The 20,425-nt window shown below is 69.0% G+C and carries 14 protein-coding genes and 1 tRNA gene; 3 read left to right on the top strand and 12 right to left on the bottom strand.

Going from position 1 to position 20,425, the window contains the following annotated elements:
* The first annotated feature begins 27 nt into the window (after positions 1-27).
* On the top strand, positions 28-834 hold the full coding sequence (locus ACIP63_RS25245; protein WP_401519627.1) for an Fpg/Nei family DNA glycosylase: 807 nt from the start codon (positions 28-30) through the stop codon (positions 832-834).
* Between the two features lie 113 nt (positions 835-947).
* Here the strand turns inward: ACIP63_RS25245 and ACIP63_RS25240 are convergent, their stop codons facing one another.
* From ACIP63_RS25240 to ACIP63_RS25190, 11 genes are all read right to left on the bottom strand, one after another.
* On the bottom strand, positions 948-1,166 hold the full coding sequence (locus ACIP63_RS25240; RefSeq protein WP_401519624.1) for a hypothetical protein: 219 nt from the start codon (positions 1,164-1,166) through the stop codon (positions 948-950).
* A gap of 264 nt (positions 1,167-1,430) precedes the next feature.
* Positions 1,431-1,622: a CsbD family protein gene (locus ACIP63_RS25235; RefSeq protein ID WP_401519618.1), complete on the bottom strand. Its 192-nt coding sequence runs from the start codon at positions 1,620-1,622 to the stop codon at positions 1,431-1,433.
* Positions 1,623-1,647: 25 nt separating this feature from the next.
* The gene (locus ACIP63_RS25230; protein WP_393761917.1) at positions 1,648-2,118 is read right to left on the bottom strand and encodes a Dps family protein; all 471 of its coding nucleotides are present in this window, start codon (positions 2,116-2,118) and stop codon (positions 1,648-1,650) included.
* Positions 2,119-2,369: 251 nt separating this feature from the next.
* A complete protein-coding gene (locus tag ACIP63_RS25225) occupies positions 2,370-2,753 on the bottom strand; it encodes a helix-turn-helix domain-containing protein (RefSeq protein WP_014153702.1) in 384 nt (127 codons plus the stop codon).
* A gap of 109 nt (positions 2,754-2,862) precedes the next feature.
* Positions 2,863-3,375 (bottom strand): CinA family protein, encoded by a 513-nt coding sequence (locus ACIP63_RS25220; protein WP_401519615.1) that lies wholly within the window; start codon positions 3,373-3,375, stop codon positions 2,863-2,865.
* Entirely contained in the window at positions 3,372-4,214 is an 843-nt protein-coding gene (pgsA, locus tag ACIP63_RS25215) for a CDP-diacylglycerol--glycerol-3-phosphate 3-phosphatidyltransferase (protein WP_401519612.1), read from the bottom strand. The genes ACIP63_RS25220 and pgsA overlap by 4 nt, the downstream gene beginning before the upstream one ends.
* On the bottom strand, positions 4,211-5,689 hold the full coding sequence (gene rimO / locus ACIP63_RS25210; protein ID WP_401519609.1) for a 30S ribosomal protein S12 methylthiotransferase RimO: 1,479 nt from the start codon (positions 5,687-5,689) through the stop codon (positions 4,211-4,213). The genes pgsA and rimO overlap by 4 nt, the downstream gene beginning before the upstream one ends.
* Before the next feature lie 154 nt (positions 5,690-5,843).
* The gene (locus ACIP63_RS25205; protein WP_401519607.1) at positions 5,844-6,644 is read right to left on the bottom strand and encodes a helix-turn-helix domain-containing protein; all 801 of its coding nucleotides are present in this window, start codon (positions 6,642-6,644) and stop codon (positions 5,844-5,846) included.
* A 213-nt stretch (positions 6,645-6,857) separates the two neighbouring features.
* The gene (locus tag ACIP63_RS25200) at positions 6,858-9,641 is read right to left on the bottom strand and encodes a DNA translocase FtsK (protein WP_401519604.1); all 2,784 of its coding nucleotides are present in this window, start codon (positions 9,639-9,641) and stop codon (positions 6,858-6,860) included.
* Positions 9,642-9,751: 110 nt separating this feature from the next.
* Positions 9,752-10,432 carry a two-component system response regulator gene (locus tag ACIP63_RS25195; RefSeq protein ID WP_401519601.1) on the bottom strand — a complete coding sequence of 227 codons (681 nt, stop codon included), beginning with the start codon at positions 10,430-10,432 and terminating at the stop codon, positions 9,752-9,754.
* 244 nt (positions 10,433-10,676) lie between these two features.
* A complete protein-coding gene (locus tag ACIP63_RS25190; protein ID WP_401519598.1) occupies positions 10,677-16,112 on the bottom strand; it encodes a HAMP domain-containing protein in 5,436 nt (1,811 codons plus the stop codon).
* A gap of 414 nt (positions 16,113-16,526) precedes the next feature.
* Here ACIP63_RS25190 and ACIP63_RS25185 point away from each other — a divergent pair, with 414 nt between their 5' ends.
* Positions 16,527-19,142 carry a SpoIIE family protein phosphatase gene (locus ACIP63_RS25185; protein ID WP_401519596.1) on the top strand — a complete coding sequence of 872 codons (2,616 nt, stop codon included), beginning with the start codon at positions 16,527-16,529 and terminating at the stop codon, positions 19,140-19,142.
* Between the two features lie 241 nt (positions 19,143-19,383).
* Complete coding sequence (locus tag ACIP63_RS25180) at positions 19,384-19,791, top strand: Imm10 family immunity protein (protein WP_401519593.1); 408 nt, start codon at positions 19,384-19,386, stop codon at positions 19,789-19,791.
* Between the two features lie 257 nt (positions 19,792-20,048).
* On the opposite strand, the gene ACIP63_RS25175 is transcribed toward ACIP63_RS25180, so the two are convergent.
* Positions 20,049-20,121, bottom strand: a tRNA-Thr gene (locus ACIP63_RS25175).
* Positions 20,122-20,425: the final 304 nt, after the last annotated feature.

Here is a 20,425-nt window from a genome sequence, read left to right as displayed (position 1 = left end):
GCGGCCCGGGCCGCGCATCATGGACACATGCCCGAAGGTGACACCGTCCTGCAGACCGCCCGGCGTCTCGACGCGGCCCTCGCCGGCCAGGTGCTGACGGTCTCCGACCTGCGGGTCCCCCGGTTCGCCACAGCAGACCTGACCGGCCGGACCGTCCTGGACGTCACGGCGCGCGGCAAGCATCTGCTCACCCGGTTCCAGGGCGGTCTCACCCTCCACAGCCATCTGCGTATGGAGGGTTCCTGGCGTGTGTACGACCCAGGCGAGCGCTGGCGGGGCGGCCCCGCCCACCAGATCCGCGCCGTGCTCGCCACCGCGGAGCACACAGCCGTCGGCTACCGCCTGCCCGTCCTCGAACTGCTCCGCACCGAGGACGAAGCGCAGGCCGTCGGCCATCTGGGGCCCGATCTGCTGGGACCGGACTGGGACCCGGACACCGCACTGCGCAATCTGCTCACCGACCCCGGACGGCGGCTCGGGGACGCGCTTCTGGACCAGCGCAATCTGGCCGGTATCGGCAATGTCTACATGTGCGAGCTCTGCTTCATGGCCCGCGCGACGCCGTGGCTCCCGGTGGGCGAGCTGCCCCTGCCCCTCGCCACCCGTCTGGTCAGCACGGCCAGACAGCTTCTGGAGGCCAATCGCGACCGGCCCGTGCGGACCACGACCGGGGCGACGGCGGCCATGTCCCGCAGCCGTACACGGGAACGTCTTTTCGTCTACGGTCGGGCCGGCCGGCCCTGTCTACGCTGTCGTACGCCCATCCGCGTCGCGGACCGCGACGACCGTCCCACGTACTGGTGTCCGCACTGCCAGTCCGGGCCCACCGGCTGAGACCCGTGCCCCGGCTGAGATCCGTGCCCGGCCGCGGCCTCGGCCCGCGCTGAACGTCAGGTACCGCCCCGGGCAAGGTCTGCGCGACGGGACGGACGCAGTCTGCCGAGGCGCTAGGAGGGTATGTCCGTCCGGTCCACCGCGGGCTCGTCGGCAGCCTTCTCCGGCCGCCCCGAGGACGCCACATGCACCGGCAGGAGACTCAGCCCCCACCCACCGGCCGCCACCGTACCCTCGACCACTCCGGCGTGCTGCGGCTCCAGAAGCAGCCGCAGCACCGCCCACCACCACACGCCACCGAGGACGAGCACCGGCACCCATCGCCGCACCATGGCTGCCTCCTCCGGCCGACGCTAGTCGGCACGATCTCCTGACGGGAGGGCGCATCGGTGCACTACCGGCGTGCACGGCGCGAGCGGAACGACAGTGCGCGCTCTCTCCTGGGGCCGCTGGCGGGAGAGGTGTGTCCCGGCCCTCCCCCGAAGTTTCCCCCGGGTCGGCGCCGGCTGCATCCCGCGGCCGGGCACGCCGGTACCCCGGACATGCCGGTGCCCCCGGGATCGGAATCCGCGGGGGCAGACCGGTCGGTGCTGCTCCTACTTGTCGTCGTCGGTGAGGGAATCCTTCACGCCCTTGGCACGGTCGCCCGTGGCGCCCAGGGCGCCCTCCGCCTTGGCCTTGGCCTGGTCGGACTTGCCTTCGGCTTCCTTGCGACGGTCTCCGGTGACCTTGCCGGTCGCTTCCTTGGCCTTGCCCTTGAGCTTGTCCACGGCCTTCTTGTCCGTCACGGCGATTCCTTCCTCGAGTTCGGGTTCAGGCACTCTCCGCCTGGAACATCCACGCGTGCTTCTCGAGATCCGCGGTGAGCGTGATCAGGATGTCCTGGCTGATGGGGTCCGGTTCGTCGGTCGCCTCGATCCGCTCACGCATGCGGTCGATGACCACGCGGAGAGCGTCGACGAGCACACGCACCGCGTCGACGTCCTTGATCCAGCCGTCGGGCACGGAATCGATCGCAGTGGTCTTCGCGAGCGTCCGGGACCGGCCGTCCGGGTTGACGCCGACCGCGGAGGCTCGCTCCGCGACCGTGTCCGAGTGCTGCCGCGCGGTGTCGACGACCTCGTCGAGCTGCAGGTGCACGGAGCGGAAGCGCGGGCCGACCACGTTCCAGTGGACCTGCTTGGCCACCAGGGAAAGGTCGACCAGGTCGACCAGTGCGCCTTGCAGCGCGTCCCCCACGACCTTGCGGTCGCCTTCGGACAGGGCGCTCTTCACGACAGACATGCACTTCTCCGTTCAGATAGCTCTTCGACCTGCCAATTGTCCACAATGTCACATATAGGTCGAAACGGGCATCCGGGTGGTTGCTCCACGGATCCACAGATCCACGAACCCTGAGATCCGGATCCGGAGAAACACCCTTCGGCCTCACTCCGCGCCTGCCCCGCGAACAGCTCCGCACACACCCGGTACGCGAAAGCCCCGGCAGACCCTCGAGGGTCTGCCGGGGCTTTCGTTCACCACGAACCGTGCGGTCAGGCGGCGACGACATCCACCGCTTCCGCGGGCGCCTTGATGGTCACCCGTCCCGTCGGTACGCCGGCGACCGACGCAACAGAGACGGAATTGAGCATCGGGCGTACCGGCACAGGCACCGCATCACTGGCTGCTGCCGACTCGGCCAGCTCAGCCAGGGACAGTTCATCGCTCACTTCACGCATGAGCTCGGACATCCGTACGTCCAGCGCGTCGCAAATGGCGGAGAGCAGTTCGGAGGATGCCTCCTTCTGCCCCCGCTCCACCTCGGAGAGATAGCCGAGCGAGACTCGGGCGGACGAGGAGACTTCGCGCAGAGTACGGCCTTGGCGCTGGCGCTGCCGACGCAGCACGTCACCAAGCAGGCGACGGAGCAGAATCATCGGTGGCTCCCTCCTCGGACCGCGTAGCCGCATCCTTCACGCCCCACCGTACCGCCTTGCGCCGCGGCCGTGCGGGGAGCGATGTCGTGTTCACTCAGGGCTGTAAACATCAATTCCCCCCGTTCTGTTCCGTATCCTGTGCCCTCGCATTTTCGCCGAGTTCGCCGGAGAGCAGTTCGAGCAGGCTCCGCACACTCTCCTTACGGATGTCCGCCCTCCCGCCGTTCAACCTCAGCTCGGCGACTTTCTGTACGCCACCCGGCCCGGAAACGGCTATGAAGACCGTTCCGACAGATTTGCCGTCCTGCGGCTCGGGACCGGCGACCCCGGTGGTCGAGACGCCCCAGTCCGCGCCGAGGACCCGGCGCACGCCGTCGGCCATCGCCCGGGCGACCTCGGGGTCGACAGCGCCGCGCTCGGCCAGGAGCGCGCCGTCGACGCCCAGCAGATCACGCTTCAGCGGCGTGGCGTACGCCGTCACGGACCCGCGGAAGCTCTGCGAGGCCCCGGGGACGGAAGTGAGCTCGGCGGCCACCAGACCGCCGGTGAGGGACTCGGCGACCCCGAGCGTCTCATCGCGCTCCTGAAGCCGCCGCAGCACCTGGGCCGCCGCGGAGGTCACCGTTCCGCCTCCGCGGCGCGGTGGCTGCCCGCCACGCGCTCCCCGGCAGGCTCCCTGACGGACTCCGCCACCGGCTCCACGACGGGCTCCGCCGCAGCGTCCGCCGACCCGCCGGCTACGCCGGTGGCGCTCCGCGCCACCGCGGGAACCCCCGTGTCCGCTGCCGCCGCGACCGCTTCCATGGCGGCGGCCCGCTCGGCGGCGAGCCCGCGACGGCGGAGCACGACGGCCTGGCGCACGTAATCGAGGCCGGTGACGACCGTCAGGACGACGGCCACCATCATCACCCAGAAGCGCAGGGTCGCCAGGGGGCCCGTCAGCGCCAGGACGTACATCCCCACCGCGATGCCCTGGGCAAGGGTCTTCACCTTCCCGCCGCGGCTGGCGGGGATCACCGAGTGCCGGATGACCCAGAAACGCATGAGCGTGATGCCGAGCTCACGGAAGAGGATCACGCCGGTGATCCACCAGGGAAGGTCCCCGAGCGTGGACAGACAGATCAGCGCCGCGCCCATGATCGCCTTGTCCGCGATCGGGTCGGCGATCTTGCCGAAATCGGTGACCAGGTTGTACGCGCGTGCCAGATGGCCGTCGAAGACATCGGTGATCATGGCGACGGCGAAGGCCGCCCAGGCGAACGACCGCCAGACCGGGTCGTAGCCACCGTCGTGCAGCATCAGCACGACGAAGCCCGGGACGAGCAGCAGCCGCACCATCGTGAGGATGTTCGCGATGTTCCACAGCCCCGCCTGGTTGACGGCCGCCCCGCCCAGCTTGCCGCCGCGGGTCGCCGGCGTCGCGCTGGGGCCGCCTGCCGCGGATGCCGGGGCTCCCGTCATCTGGCCGCCTCCGCAAGCTCGTGGTGTTCGGCCACGAGGTCCACTCCCTCGGTGCCCACTGCCTTAGCTTCGACCATACGGCCCGGCACGAGCCCTTCGCGTGCGGTGAAGACGACCTGCCCGTCCGTTTCCGGCGCCTGGTGGGCGGCTCGGCCCACCGCCACGGGCCCGTCCTCCTCGGACTCCACGGACTCGACGAGGACGTGGAGGGTTTCGCCGACCCGCTCCTCGGCCCGCTGCGAGGTCAGCTCCTCGGCGAGCTGCGAGATGTGCGCGAGACGCTCCGCGATGACGTCGGCGTCCAGCTTGTTCTCGTAACCGACCGCCTCGGTGCCCTCCTCGTCGGAGTAGCCGAAGACCCCGATGGCGTCCAGACGTGCGCCGGTGAGGAAGCGTTCCAGCTCGGCGAGGTCGGCCTCCGTCTCACCCGGGAATCCCACGATGAAGTTCGACCGCGCACCGGCCTCCGGTGCCTTCGACCGAATGGTGTCCAGGAGTTCGAGGAAGCGGTCCGTGTCGCCGAATCGCCGCATCGCGCGCAGGACCCCGGGTGCGGAGTGCTGGAACGAGAGGTCGAAGTAGGGCGCGACCTTGGGAGTCGAGGTGAGTACGTCGATCAGCCCCGGCCGCATCTCGGCGGGCTGCAGATAGCTGACGCGGATGCGCTCGATCCCGTCGACGTCGGCGAGCTCGGGCAGCAGGGTCTCCAGCAGCCTGATGTCACCGAGGTCCTTGCCGTACGAGGTGTTGTTCTCGGAGACGAGCATGACCTCCTTGACGCCCTGCTCGGCGAGCCAGCGGGTCTCTCCGAGGACGTCGGAGGGGCGCCGGGAGATGAACGAGCCGCGGAAGGAGGGGATGGCGCAGAACGAGCAGCGCCGGTCGCATCCCGAGGCCAGCTTCACCGAGGCGACCGGGCTGGTCCCCAGCCTCCGGCGCAGCGGTGCCCGCGGCCCGGAGACCGGCGCGACACCCTCCGGGAGGTCGGCGGGGGCCGGTGCGATCTCCTGGGCGTGCCCGGGCAGCGCGACGGCGGTGTCCTGGCGCTCGGCCGGGCTGATCGGCAGGAGCTTGCGCCGGTCACGCGGGGTGTGGGAGGCGTGGATGCCACCGTTGAGGATGGTCTGCAGGCGGTCGGAGATGTCGGCGTAGTCGTCGAATCCGAGGACTCCGTCCGCTTCCGGGAGCGCCTCGGCGAGGTCCTTGCCGTAGCGCTCGGCCATGCAGCCGACGGCCACGACGGCCTGGGTTCTGCCGTGATCCTTCAGATCGTTGGCTTCGAGCAGGGCATCCACGGAGTCCTTCTTGGCGGCCTCCACGAACCCACAGGTGTTGACGACGGCGACATCCGCGTCCGTGGCGTTCTCGACGAGCTCCCAGCCGTCCGCTGCCAAGCGGCCTGCGAGCTCCTCCGAGTCCACCTCGTTACGGGCGCAGCCAAGAGTGACAAGGGCGACGGTACGGCGTTCGGGCATGGGCTCAAGACTACTTTGTCCCGGCACTCACCCTGCCGTGCAGGGTTCACCGCTACGGGGAGTGACCGAACAGCCGGTGAAGACGAGGGAAAACACGACGGTGAGCGCCAGCATCTGCCGGGCGCTCACCGTCGGGACGAAACGGGTGGAGAGGTCAGCCGACCTCAGGGTCACCCTTGGTGTACGAAAGCCGTTCGACCTGGCCCGATTCGAACTGGTCGTCGACCTTCTTGCCGTTCACGAAGAGATCGATCGCTCCGGCGTCTCCGAGAACGAGGTCGACCCGCTCCTTGTCCTGGAAGGTCTTGGTGTCGCCCTGGGCCAGCAGACCGTCGAAGAGCAGCCGCCCGTTGTGATCCTTGGCGGAGATCCAGCTCTTGCCCTCGGCGGCGCTCAGCCTGACGGTCACCTTGTCCCGCGGAGCTGCGGCGATGGCGCTTTCGGAGGGGACGGGCTTGGGGTCGGCGGGCTTGGTCGTGGTGGGCTTGGGCGTGGTCTTGTCGGGAGTCGAGCCTTCGGCCACCTGTGCCGCGCCCGAGCCCTCGTCCTCACCGCTGAAGAGCGTGAAGCCGACGAACCCGACCACGGCGACGATCGCAGCGACCATGGCCGCGGTCCAGTTGGGCCGACGGGGTTCGGAGCGGATCCGCTCCGCCTCGAACAGCGGTGCCGCGGGAGTGGGCGCGGGGCGGCCGCCGTGCTCGGCGTCGAACTCCGCGATCAGCGCGTCGGGGTCGATCCGGACGGCACGGGCGAGCATACGGATATGGCCGCGGGCATACACGTCGCCGCCGCAGCGGGAGAAGTCGTCCTCCTCGATCGCGTGCACGATGGGGATGCGCACCCGGGTGGAGCTGCTGACTTCCTCGACCGTCAGACCTGCGGCGATACGAGCCTGCTGAAGCGCGCGACCGATCGAAGGGCGGTCGTCTTCGGGGGAGTTGCCGATGGACACGGGGGCGCCTTTCGAGCGTGAGCCACCTGCTGGATGTTCAGTCTAGGGGTGGTACGAAAGGGTGGGGCAACCGGGAGCGACGACTTTGTACGCCATCGGGTTCGCCGGGAAGCCCCTCGGGCAGGACAGAGGACGGAGCACCGGACGGATCATCCCGCTGCTCCTTTCTTCAACTTGACGTACGGCCGGGCGAAACGGTTGCCCGCAAAACTCTTACGAAGCGGTTTCCCCACGGATGACGGCCAACACACCGTCGAGTTCGTCCGGTTTCACCATGACATCGCGCGCCTTGGAACCCTCGCTGGGACCCACGATGTTGCGCGACTCCATCAGGTCCATCAGCCGTCCGGCCTTGGCGAAGCCGACGCGCAGCTTGCGCTGGAGCATCGATGTCGAGCCGAACTGTGTGGACACGACCAGCTCGGCCGCCTGACAGAGCAGATCGAGGTCGTCGCCGATGTCCTCGTCGATCTCCTTCTTCTGCTTGGTGCCGACCACGACGTCGTCGCGGAAGACCGGCGCCATCTGATCCTTGCAGTGCTGGACGACCGCCGCGACCTCGCCCTCGGTGACGAAGGCTCCCTGCATACGGGTCGGCTTGTTCGCCCCCATCGGCAGGAAGAGACCGTCACCCTTGCCGATGAGCTTCTCGGCCCCGGGCTGATCGAGGATGACGCGGCTGTCGGCGAGCGACGAGGTCGCGAAGGCGAGCCGGGAGGGCACGTTCGCCTTGATCAGACCGGTGACGACGTCGACCGAGGGACGCTGTGTGGCCAGGACCAGATGGATGCCGGCGGCACGCGCCAGCTGGGTGATCCGGACGATGGAGTCCTCGACGTCACGCGGAGCCACCATCATGAGGTCCGCCAGCTCGTCGACGATGACCAGCAGGTACGGGTAGGGCGAGAGCTCACGCTCGCTCCCCTCGGGCGCCTTGGCCTTGCCGGTGCGGACCGCGTGGTTGAAGTCGTCGATGTGCCGGAAGCCGTAGGCCGCGAGGTCGTCGTAGCGCAGGTCCATCTCCCGCACGACCCACTGGAGTGCTTCGGCGGCCTTCTTCGGGTTGGTGATGATGGGGGTGATGAGGTGCGGGATGCCCTCGTAGGCCGTGAGCTCGACGCGCTTCGGGTCGACGAGCACCATCCGCACGTCCTCGGGTGTCGCCCGCACCATGACCGAGGTGATCAGACAGTTGATGCAGGAGGACTTGCCGGAACCGGTCGCACCGGCGACGAGGACGTGCGGCATGTTCGCCAGGTTGGCCATCTCGTAGCCGCCCTCGACGTTCTTGCCGAGCGCCACCAGCATGGGGTGGTCGTCCTCGGCCGCGTCGGCGAGACGCAGGACGTCGCCGAGGTTGACCATCTCCCGGTCGGAGTTGGGGATTTCGATGCCGACGGCGGACTTCCCGGGGATCGGGGAGATGATCCGGACGTCAGGGCTGGCGACGGCATAGGCGATGTTCTTCGTGAGGGCCGTGATCCGCTCGACCTTGACGGCGGGGCCGAGCTCCACCTCGTACCGGGTGACGGTCGGGCCGCGGGTGAAGCCGGTGACGGCCGCGTCCACCTTGAACTCCGTGAAGACGGTGGTCAGGGAGGCGACGACCGCGTCGTTGGCGGCGCTGCGCGTCTTGCCGGGGCCGCCGCGCTCCAGGAGGTCCAGGGAGGGCAGCGAGTAGGTGATGTCACCGGAGAGCTGCAGCTGCTCGGCCCGGTTGGGCAGCCCTTCAGGCCGCTCGGGGGCCGGCTTCGTCAGATCGGGGACGCTGTCCTCGGAGGACGAGGTGCCCTTCTCCGGGCGCCCGCCACCGGAGGGGATCTTCCCGGCCGACCTCGCACCGGGCACCGGGGTGCCGGTCCGCTCGCGGTCCCGGTCCGTGGAGACGCCCTGCGTCAGATCGGCGACGACGGGAGAGGGCGGCATTCCGTTGAGTACCGCCCCGTCGAGCGCGGCCGCCGCGGCTGCCGCGACGTCCACGGCGTCCATGGTGCGGTTCATCGCGGGCTGTGCGGACGGCCTGCGGGGCCGGCGCCGCTTGGCGAGCGCCTCGCCCTCGGCCTGATCCGGGTCGTACACCTCGTCGGGTCCCGGGCGACGTGCCGAGGCACGCCGGGTGCGCTCGGGCAGCGCTTCGCGCCACTGCTCGTCGTACCGCTCGCCGTCGCTCCCGTCCTGCTCGCCCGGTACGTCCACCGGGTCGACGATGCCGAGCCTGACGCCGAGCTGCCGCAGCCGCCGGGGAATGGCGTTGACCGGGGTGGCGGTCACGACCAGGAGCCCGAAGACCGTCAGCAGCAGAAGCAGCGGGACGGCGAGCACCTCGCCCATCGTGAAGACGAGGGGCTGGGAAGCGGCCCAGCCGATGAGGCCGCCCGCGTCCTGCATGGCGCCGGTTCCGTCCTCACGGCCCGGCGATCCGCAGGCGATGTGGACCTGGCCGAGCACGCCGATGACGAGAGCGGAGAGCCCGATGACGATGCGGCCGTTGGCCTCGGGCTTCTCCGGATAGAGGATCAGCCGTACGGCGACGGCGCCCAGCAGTATCGGCACCAGCAGATCGAGCCGGCCGAACGCCCCGGTCACGAGCATCTCGACGAGATCGCCCACGGGGCCCTGCAGATGCGACCAGGTGCCGGCCGCCACGACCAGCGCGAGCCCCAGGAGCAGCAGGGCCAGCCCGTCCTTGCGGTGTGCCGGGTCAAGTCCCTTCGCGCCGCGCCCTATGGAGCGGAAGACCGCCCCGACGCCGTGCGCCGTACCCAGCCACAGGGCGCGGACGAGCCTGTACACGCCCCCCGTGGGGGACGGTGCGGGCTTGGGCGCGGGTTTCTTCGCCGCAGCCTTCTTGGCCGGCGCCTTCTTTACGGGCACCGTCTTCTTCGCCGCCGCCTTCTTGGCGGGCGCGGCTTTCTTCGCCGGTCCCTGGGTACGGCCGGCACCCTTCGCGGTGCCCGCCGTGCCCAGGGAACCCTTGCCGGACGTACGTGAGGCCATGTGACTGAGGTTACCGGTGCCGACGCCGGTGGACACGTGTGCCTACGGCTTCACCCGTCCGTGTCGCCCTTGCACAGGCGTTGAACTGACGGGCCCTCAGCGGGACGAGGTCAGCTCTGTGAGGGCAGGGGCGCCGTGGAACCGCCCGCCCCGGGTTCCAGCGCGTCGAGTGCACGGCGCAGGCCCGTGAGCTTGCGCTCGAGGTGGGCGGCGGTGGCCACCGCGGCCGCGTCCGCCGATTCGTCGTCCAACTGCTTGGAGAGGGCTTCCGCCTGCTCCTCGACCGCGGCGAGCCGGGCCGAGAGCTCGGCGAGAAGACCCGCCGGCTCCTTCTCGTGGGCGCCCTGGTGGGCGCCGCCTTCGAGCTGGAGCCGCAGCAGCGACGCCTGTTCGCGCAGCTGGCAGTTCTTCATGTACAGCTCAACGAAGACCGAGACCTTGGCGCGCAGCACCCAGGGGTCGAAGGGCTTCGAGATGTAGTCCACCGCGCCCGCCGCATAACCGCGGAAGGTGTGGTGCGGACCGTGGTTGATCGCGGTCAGGAAGATGATCGGGATGTCCCGGGTCCGCTCCCGCCGCTTGATGTGTGCGGCCGTCTCGAATCCGTCCATGCCGGGCATCTGTACGTCCAGCAGAATAACCGCGAAATCGTCCGTGAGCAGCGCTTTGAGCGCTTCCTCCCCTGACGATGCCCGTACCAGTGTCTGATCGAGCGCAGAGAGGATGGCCTCCAGCGCCAGCAGATTCTCCGGCCGGTCATCGACCAGGAGGATCTTGGCCTTCTGCACCATGGCCCGTCCTCCTCGCCCCGGAATCGCACCGGGTGCCGCCCCAGGGGACGACTCCCTTACGCCGTCCGTCCTTGTGCCGGTCATGGTAGCCGCACCCCGCCCGTCACCACACCCTGTCACCGCGATGTCACTGTGCACATAGCGAAAACGCGGTCGAAGACCAGAAGGTTCCCCGGAATCCGCACACTCACACCCCTCGGCGCACAGCCGGACGCCGAATTCCGACGAGCCGTTCCCCGCCCGGTCACTCTCCGCGCATCCACTTCTCCATCACCGACAGCAGATGGTCGGAATCGACCGGCTTGGTCACATAGTCGGAGGCTCCGCAGTCGATCGCCTTCTCGCGGTCCCCCTTCATGGCCTTGGCGGTCAGCGCGACGATCGGCAGCCCCGCGAACTGAGGCATCCGGCGGATCGCGGTCGTCGTCGCATAGCCGTCCATCTCGGGCATCATGATGTCCATCAGAACGATCGTCACATCATCGTGCTGCTCAAGGACTTCGATGCCCTCGCGCCCGTTCTCCGCGTACAGCACCGACAGTCCGTGCTGCTCCAGCACACTGGTGAGGGCGAAGACGTTGCGGATGTCGTCGTCGACGATGAGCACCTTCTCCCCGTGGAAGCGGAACGTCCGGCGGGGTGCCTGCTCCTCCTGCGCGCTCTGCACCCATTCCTCGGGTGCCGCGCCGGTCTCCTCCCCGGAGCTGTCATTCGCCAGTGCGGGGCGCTGTGCCGCGCCTCCCAAGGCCTTGCGGCGGCGCCGGAACACCCCGGCGGAGTTGGCGGGGTCGCCCAGGGGCTGCTCGGTGCCGGTGCTCTGCGGTGCCTCCAGGTGCAGGGCACCCTCGGCGGAACTCGCGTGGGCCTCGATGGGACCGGGCCCCATCTGCGGATAGCCCTGCGGAGGCAGCTCGCTGGGGTGCAGGGGCAGATACAGCGTGAAGGTCGAGCCGCGGCCCGGTTCGCTCGCCGCGTGGATCTCACCGCCCAGCAGCCGGGCGATCTCCCGGCTGATGGAGAGGCCGAGACCCGTGCCACCGTACTTGCGGCTGGTCGTACCGTCCGCCTGCTTGAACGCCTCGAAGATCACCAGCATCTTGCTCGACGCGATGCCGATTCCGGTGTCGGTGACCGAGAAGGCGATCAGGTCGCCGTCGGCGTCACGCAGCGAGCCGGCCTCCAGCAGGTGTTCCCTGATGGCGTTCGGGACATCGGCGCCGGCCGGCCGGATGACCAGCTCCACGGCGCCGCTGTCCGTGAACTTCACCGCGTTGGACAGGAGGTTGCGCAGGACCTGCAGCAGCCGCTGCTCGTCCGTGTGCAGCGTGGCGGGGAGCTCCGGGGACACCCGTACGGAGAAGTCGAGCCCCTTCTCCGCGGTGAGCGGCCGGAACGTCGCCTCCACGTAGTCGACCAGCTGCACCAGGGCGATCCGGGTCGGGCTGACGTCCATCTTGCCCGCCTCGACCTTGGACAGGTCGAGGATGTCGTTGATCAGCTGGAGCAGGTCGGAACCCGCCCCGTGGATCGTCTCGGCGAACTCCACCTGCTTGGGCGAGAGGTTGCCCTCGGCGTTGTCCGCGAGCAGCTTGGCCAGGATGAGCAGCGAGTTGAGCGGCGTACGCAGCTCGTGCGACATGTTGGCCAGGAACTCCGACTTGTAGCGCATCGAGACGGCGAGCTGCTCCGCGCGCTCCTCCAGGACCTGCCGCGCCTCCTCGATCTCGGTGTTCTTCACCTCGATGTCGCGGTTCTGCTGTGCGAGCAGTTCGGCCTTCTCCTCCAGCTCGGCGTTGGAGGCCTGCAGCGCCTTCTGCCGGTTCTCGAGCTCCTGCGAACGGTCACGCAGCTGCTCGGTGAGCTCCTGGGACTGTTCCAGGAGCTTCTCGGTCTTCGTGTTGACACTGATGGTGTTGACGCTCGTGGCGATCATCTCGGCGAGCTGGTTGAGGAAGTCGCGCTGAATGTGCGTGAACGGCTGGAACGACGCCAGTTCGATGACCCCGAGCACCTGGCCCTCGAAGAGCACCGGCAGCACGATCACGTGCGCGGGCGGCGCTTCCCCGAGCCCGGAGGAGATCTTCAGATACCCCGGCGGCACGTTGTCCACCTGGATCGTCCGCTTCTCCTCCGCCGCCGTTCCGATGAGCGTCTCACCGGGCCGGAAGGAGGTCGGCATGGAGCCGGCGGAATAGCCGTAACTGCCGCGCATCCGCAGCTCGTACGAGCTCTCCCTTCCGCTGTCCGACCCGACCTCGTCACCGTCCCCGGTGGTCATGGCCAGGAAGAACGCTCCGTGCTGGGCGGAGACGACCGGCGTCAGCTCGCTCATGATCAGCGAGGCGACGTCGTCGAGATCCCGGCGGCCCTGCATCAGACCGGAGATCCTGGCGAGGTTGCCCTTGAGCCAGTCCTGCTCCTTGTTGGCCAGCGTGGTGTCGCGCAGATTGGCGATCATCGTATTGATGTTGTCCTGCAGCACCTGGATCTCGCCGGCCGCGTCGACGTCGATCTTGAGATTGAGATCGCCGCGGGTCACCGCGGTGGCGACGGCCGCGATGGCGCGCACCTGACGGGTCAGGTTTCCCGCCATCTCGTTCACCGACTCGGTGAGGTCGCGCCAGGTCCCGTCGACGTCCCTGACCCTGGCCTGCCCGCCCAGCTGCCCCTCGGTGCCCACCTCGCGCGCCACCCGGGTCACCTGCTCGGCGAAGGAGGAGAGCTGGTCGACCATCGTGTTGATGGTGTTCTTCAGCTCCTGGATCTCACCGCGCGCATCGATGTCGATCTTCTTGGTGAGATCACCCTTGGCGATGGCCGTGGTCACCGTGGCGATCTGGCGCACCTGGCCGGTCAGGTTGGACGCCATCGAGTTCACCGACTCGGTGAGGTCCTTCCAGGTGCCCGAGACGCCCGGTACGCGCGCCTGGCCGCCCAGCTCTCCCTCGGTGCCCACCTCGCGCGCCACCCGGGTCACCTCGTCGGCGAACGAGGACAGGGTCGTCACCATCGTGTTGACGGTGTCGGCCAGTTCGGCGACCTCGCCGCGCGCCTCGACCGTCACCTTCTTCGTCAGATCGCCGTTGGCGACCGCGGAGGAGACCCTGGAGATGTTCCGCACCTGGCTGGTCAGGTTGTTGGCCATCAGGTTGACGTTGTCGCTGAGGTCCTTCCAGATGCCGGTCGCACCGCGCACCCGGGCCTGGCCGCCGAGGATCCCCTCGGTGCCCACCTCACGGGCGACCCTGGTCACCTCGTCGGCGAAGTTGAGCAGCTGGTCGACCATCGTGTTGACCGTCGTCACCAGTTCGAGGATCTCGCCCTTGGCGTCGACGGTGATCTTCTTGGAGAGATCGCCCTTCGCGACCGCCGTGGTCACCTCCGCGATGTTGCGCACCTGGAGCGTCAGGTTGTTCGCCATGCCGTTGACGGACTGGGTGAGGTCCTTCCACGTACCGGAGACGCCCTGTACCTCCGCCTGGCCGCCGAGGATGCCCTCCGTGCCCACCTCGCGGGCGACCCGGGTCACCTGCTCGGCGAAGTTCGACAGCTGGTCGACCATGGTGTTGAGGGTGTTCTTCAGCTCCAGGATCTCGCCCCGGGCGTCCACGTCGATCTTCTGCGACAGGTCACCCCGCGCGACCGCCGTGGCGACCTGCGCGATGTTGCGGACCTGGGCGGTGAGGTTCCCCGCCATGCCGTTCACCGAGTCGGTCAGGTCACGCCACACGCCTGCCACACCGGGCACCTGGGCCTGGCCGCCGAGGCGGCCGTCCGTGCCCACCTCGCGGGCCACGCGCGTCACCTGGTCGGCGAAGGCGGAGAGCTGGTCGACCATCGTGTTGATGGTGTTCTTCAGCTCCAGGATCTCGCCCCGGGCGTCCACGTCGATCTTCTGCGACAGGTCACCCCGCGCGACCGCCGTGGTCACCTGGGCGATCTGGCGCACCTGGGAGGTCAGGTTCCCGGCCATGAAGTTGACGGAGTCGGTGAGTTCCTTCCACGTCCCGGAGACACCGTCGACACGCGCCTGACCGCCCAGGCGGCCCTCCGTACCCACGTCCCGCGCCATCCGCGTCACCTGGTCGGCGAAGTTGGACAGCTGCGCCACCATCGTGTTGACGGTGTTCTTCAGCTCCAGCATCTCGCCGGCCACGTCGACGGTGACCTTCTGCGACAGATCACCGTTGGCGACGGCCGTGGTCACCTGCGCGATGTCACGCACCTGGCCCGTGAGGTTCCGGAAGGCGGTGTTCACCGAGTCGGTGAGGTCCTTCCACGTCCCCGCCGCACCCGGCACCTCCGCCTGGCCGCCGAGACGGCCCTCGACACCGACCTCCCGGGCGACCCGGGTCACCTCCGAACCGAAGGCCTGGAGCTGGTCCACCATCGTGTTGACGGTGTTCTTCAGCTCCAGCATCTCGCCGGCCACGTCGACGGTGACCTTCTGCGTCATGTCACCGCTGGCCACCGCGGTGGTCACCTGCGCGATGTCACGCACCTGCGTCGTCAGGTTCCGGAAGACCGTGTTCACCGAGTCGGTGAGGTCCTTCCAGGTGCCCGCGGCGCCCGGCACCTGGGCCTGGCCGCCGAGCAGGCCCTCGCCACCGACCTCGCTCGCCACGCGCGTCACCTCGTCGGCGAAGGTGCGCAGGGTCTCGGTCATCTGGTTGATCGTCTCGGCGAGCTGCGCGACCTCGCCGCGGGCGCTCACCGTGACCTTCTGCGACAGATCGCCGTTGGCGACGGCCGTCGTCACCTCGGCGATGCCGCGTACCTGGGACGTGAGGTTCCCGGCCATGGTGTTGACGGAGTCGGTGAGGTCCTTCCAGACCCCGGCCACTCCCGGCACCGTCGCCTGCCCGCCCAGTTCACCCTCGGTACCCACCTCGCGGGCGACCCGGGTCACCTCGGAGGAGAACGACGACAGCTGGTCCACCATCGTGTTGACGGTGTTCTTGAGCTGGAGCATCTCACCGGCCACATGGACGGTGACCTTCCGTGACAGGTCTCCCTTGGCCACGGCCGTCGTCACCAGGGCGATGTCGCGCACCTGGGCGGTGAGTCGGTAGGCCATGGTGTTGACGGAGTCCGTGAGGTCCTTCCAGGACCCGGACATGCCGCGCACCTGGGCCTGACCCCCCAGCTTGCCCTCGGTGCCCACCTCGACCGCCACACGCGTCACCTGCTCGGTGAACGCGGAGAGCTGGTCGACCAGGTTGTTGACCGTGCGGGCGACCTTCAGGAACTCCCCGCGGAGCGGGCGTACGGTCTCGTCCGGTGCGTGGGTACGCAGTTCCATCCGCTGTTCGAGGTCACCGTCGGCGACCGCGGAGAGTACCCGTCCGACTTCGGAAACAGGTCGCGCCAGGTCGTCGACGAGCTCGTTGGAGGCGTCGATCGCGGCCGCCCAGGAACCCTCACAGGCGCCGGTCTCCAGGCGCTCGGTGAGCTTCCCCTCCCGCCCGACCACGCGCCGCACACGGGCGAGCTCGCCCGTCAGGTGGAGATTGCGGTCGGCCACCTCGTTGAAGACGGCGGCGATCTCCGTGAGGACACCGTCGCCGGAGACGGTGAGCCTCCTGCGGAAATTGCCGTCACGCATCGCCACGAGGGCCGCGAGCAGTCTGTTCAGAGCTGCCGCGTCCACGTCGATGGTCCCATTGCGCTGCTTTTTCACGGACTGCCCGCCTTTTGTGCGCGTTCCTGAACCCCGCGCCGCCACGCCAGACTCCACCGTGTCCCTCCCGCAGGGGTTGACCGTATCGCTCGGGCCGTTATCGGAAGCTTGCCCACTTCCACTTTGGCTCACCGCCACAGCACACCGTTGACGGGTGACTATGCGGTCGTCAAATCGTTGAAACGTACCAGGCCGGAACGGGAGGGCGAGGACAGTCTCACGGTCGTCCCATTTCCCTCACCGGGGGCCCCATAGTTGTGCGCCGGGCGCACAACCACCGGGTGCCCTGCGTACCCAAGTCTGCCCTCGTGTACCCGGGACACCGGGCGAACGTCTAGCCTGGCAGACGAATCGAGCGGGCGATATACGGGCACAGGACTCGGGGAAGCGACGAGACACCATATGGGGAGTGCTGTGATCACCGCGCGCGCGGCTGCCACCTTCGATCCGGTCGGACGCTCGGTCGCGACCGCCCGCGCGTTCGTCCGCGACACCCTTCAGGGGTGGGGTTACACGGACGTCGTTGACGACGCCGTCGTTCTTACCAGTGAACTCGTGACCAATGCGGTCGTGCATGCGGGTACGGCCGCCGATGTGCTCTGTCTGCGCACCGAGGACGGCGTACGCGTCGAGGTCTCCGACCACTACCCGGAGCGGGAGGTGCCGCTCCAGAGTTCCGGCCTCGACTTCGGGAGCCCGGACCGGGAGGGCGGCCGCGGCCTGCTCCTGTGCGCGGCTCTGGCTTCCCGTTGGGGCGTCGAGTACACACCGACGCACAAGCACGTCTGGTTCCAGCTCGACCTTCCCGAACGCCCTGTGGGTATCCGCTCGGCCAGTCCGGTCCTGCCCACAGCTCTCCTGCCGGTGGCGGAACAGCGTGTGCGGGTGGCCGTCGTCCAGATCGACGGTTCCGGCTCCATCGCGTCGTGGAACGACGACGCGTCCTTCCTCTTCGGATACGCCGCCGAGCAGGTTGACGGGAAACAGTTCACCGACTTCGTGGCGTGGCCGCACACTCCGGGCACCAACACCGGCATCGCCGACGCACTGCAGCTCTCCCGGTGGGAAGGCAGCTACGGTTTCCGCGGCGCAGACGGCCGTGTCATCCCGGTGTACGCCTCGCACCTCAGAGTCCGCGACGCGGGCGGGGAGCCTTCCACCGTCTGCCTCCTCGTGCGCGATTACGAACGCGCGGTGCTCCAGACGCCGGTGCGCGCCCCCGTGTCGGACGCCTCGGCCGAGAACCGCACCGCGGATCCGTTCGAGATCTTCATCGGCTCGCCGGCTCCGGACGACCTCGACGGACTGTTGCAGCGCACGGTCGAGCGGGCGCGCGACATGCTGGACGCGGACGCCGCCTTCCTGTTGCTGGCCACCGATGACGAGACGGAGCTGGAGGTCCGCGCGACCACCGGCCTCCCCTCGGCACGCCAGCGCTTCGCGCGGGTGCCTGTCGAGGCCGGCACGGGCCGCTACGGCTCCGCCCGCATGCCCGCCGTCCACGAGGACCTCACCGTCGTCCCGGGCGCCGTACCGCTGCTCAGCGACACCGGGATGCGCTCGGTCGTCACGGTCCCGCTCAAGGTCGAGGGCCGTCTCACCGGCTCCCTCGGCGTCGCGGCCGAAGCGGCGGGCCGGTACTCCAACGAGGAGGCGCTGCGGCTGCAGTTCGCCGCGGACCGCATCGCGCTGGCCGTCGAGTCGGCGAGGCTGGGCGAGCTGGAACGCCTGCGTCGCGGCTCGCTGTCCTTCCTCGTCGAGGCGTCCGACCTGCTGGCCGGAACGCTGGACAGGGACCAGACCCTGGCGCTGATGGCACAGATGACCGTGCCCACCCTGGCCACCTGGTGCGCCGTCTACACCATCGCGGACCAGTCCTCGGAGCCGTACCTCTCCTATGTCCTTCATGAGGACGAGGAGCGCATCGACGGCCTCAAGGCCCTGCTCTCCTCCATCGACCCGCCGGACCCCGTCCCGGCCCCCGGAGCCCGCATCTGGCCGGTTCCCGCGGAGGCCGGCCACCAGGCCGCCCTGCGCACCTCCAAGCGCACCCTGGGCAGGGACGCACCCCTGAGCATGGGGGCGGCTGCCCGTACGACGCTGGCCACGGCGGCCGCCGTGGGAGGCGAGACCGTGGTGCTGCCCCTGGTGGCGAGGAACCGTGTGATCGGCATGCTCACGCTCGGCAAGCCGTCCGACGAGCACTTCCGCCAGGAGATCCTGGAGCTCGCCGAGGACCTGTCCCGACGGGCGGCCCTGGCCCTGGACAACGCCCGCCTGTACTCGGAGCGCATGGCCATCAGCCAGTCCCTCCAGCGCAGCCTGCTCCCGCCCGGCCTGCCCGACGTGCCCAACGTCGAGATCGAGGTCATCTACCGTGCGGCGGGCGAGGGCAACGAGGTCGGCGGCGACTTCTACGACGTGTTCCCCATCCGCGACGGTGCCTACGGCTTCGCCATCGGCGACGTCTGCGGTACGGGCCCGGAGGCGGCGGCTGTCACCGGCCTCGCCCGTCACGCCCTCCGCCTGCTGGCCCGCGAGGGGTTCGGGGGCCCCGCGGTGCTGGAGCGGCTCAACGCCGCCATCCTGGACGAGGGCGCGCGCAGCCGCTTCCTCACTCTTCTCTACGGGGAGTTGTGGCCGCAGGAGGACGGCAGCGCCCTCCTGAAGGTGGTCTGCGCCGGCCACCCCCTCCCCCTGCGTCTGCGCCAGGACGGCACCGTGGAGGCAGCGGCCGAGCCGCAGCCTCTCCTGGGGGTCATCGAGGACCTCGAGCTCTACGAGCAGGAGGTCACCCTGGAGCCGGGCGATGTACTCCTGTGTGTGACCGATGGAGTCACCGAACGCCGCGAGGGGACCCGCATGCTCGGCGACGACGGCCTGGCCGATGTCCTCTCCGTGTGTACGGGCCTGACGGCCGGCGCGGTGGCGGGGCGCATCCTGCGGGCCGTCGAGCGCTTCGCCGCGGAGCCGGCATCCGACGACATGGCCATCCTGGCCATGCGCGTCCCGGAGCCGCAGAGCCTCTAGCCGGTACGCCGGCGGTAGACGGTGACCGCGCACGGGTCGTGACCGATCGGAGCCGAGCTCGCCCCGGAGGTACGCAGTTGCCCGCCGTGCTCGGCACGGCGGGCAGCCCCTCCTCCGGCTCGGCCGGCGTGTCATCGCCCAGGTACTTCCGAGAGAGCTTGCGGGGCAGCGGCTTCTCCGGGTCGTCGATCAGTTCGACAGTCGAGCGTGGGCTGTGCTGGGTGCCTGATAGGACCGGCATATGACATACAGGTTCACGGCCACTTCGGTTGCGGCCGAGGTCGACGTCGACGGCGAGATGCAGGCCGGCGTGGCGGAGGAGGATGAGGGCTTCTTCCTGCTGTTCACGAGTGCTGTCGGTGAGCCGTCCGCGCAGGACATCTCGCTTGGGCTCGACACGTACTGCGTGATGACCCCGGACCAGTGCACGGCTTATGGCTGTGTCCGCGAGGTAACTCTGACCGACACCCTGCTCACGGTGTCGCTGGACCCCGGCTGCCTGGATGATCTGGAGCTGGAGGACGCGAGGATCGAGGCAGTGCTCGACGTACCGACAGAGAGCATTGACGAGATGCGCGAGGTACTCGCGAAGGTGCTGGCCTTCGGACGCGAGGAGGCTCTGCCTCGGCTCACCGGTTTCTCGGTGTGATCGGCTTGTTGAGACGGCGGTATCCGATCAGGAGTGCCGCGATGCCTATGAAGGCGAGCAAGTGCGTGGCCTTGCGTTCGTAGCGGCGGTACAACCGCCGGCGGCCGCAGCCAGGACACGGGCCCCGCCAAGGCCCCATGTTGCCGTCTGGACACTGACGGAGTCGATGCGGGCGTATCGCCACCGGCTCGACCGGCCGGGGATCGCCCGGACATGAGAAAGGCCCCCGCCACCGGCGGGGGCCTTTCTCTGTGCTGAGCCCCAATGCGGAATCGAACCGCAGACCTTCTCCTTACCATGGAGACGCTCTACCGACTGAGCTATTGGGGCCTGTTGCCTTGCGGCAACGAGATAAAGCATACCCCGAACTCGGCGGTGCTCAGAACCACCGGTCGAAGTTTCCACTCGCGATTCCCCCGGCCGCGTTGCCGCCGGCTCGACCTCCGCAGAACCTCCTGGCCCTTACGACCGCCCTCGGGCCTGGCTCCTCCCTCAAGGGCCCGCGGCCGGGCTGGAGCGGGCCTTGCCGTGAACGCAGGAAAGCCCCGTGCCACAAGGGCACGGGGCTTTCCCGGAATAATTGTTCGGCGGCGTCCTACTCTCCCACAGGGTCCCCCCTGCAGTACCATCGGCG

This window comes from Streptomyces sp. NPDC088746, assembly GCF_044751065.1.
Lineage (GTDB): Bacteria > Actinomycetota > Actinomycetes > Streptomycetales > Streptomycetaceae > Streptomyces.
This window is presented reverse-complemented; position numbering and strand designations above follow the sequence as displayed.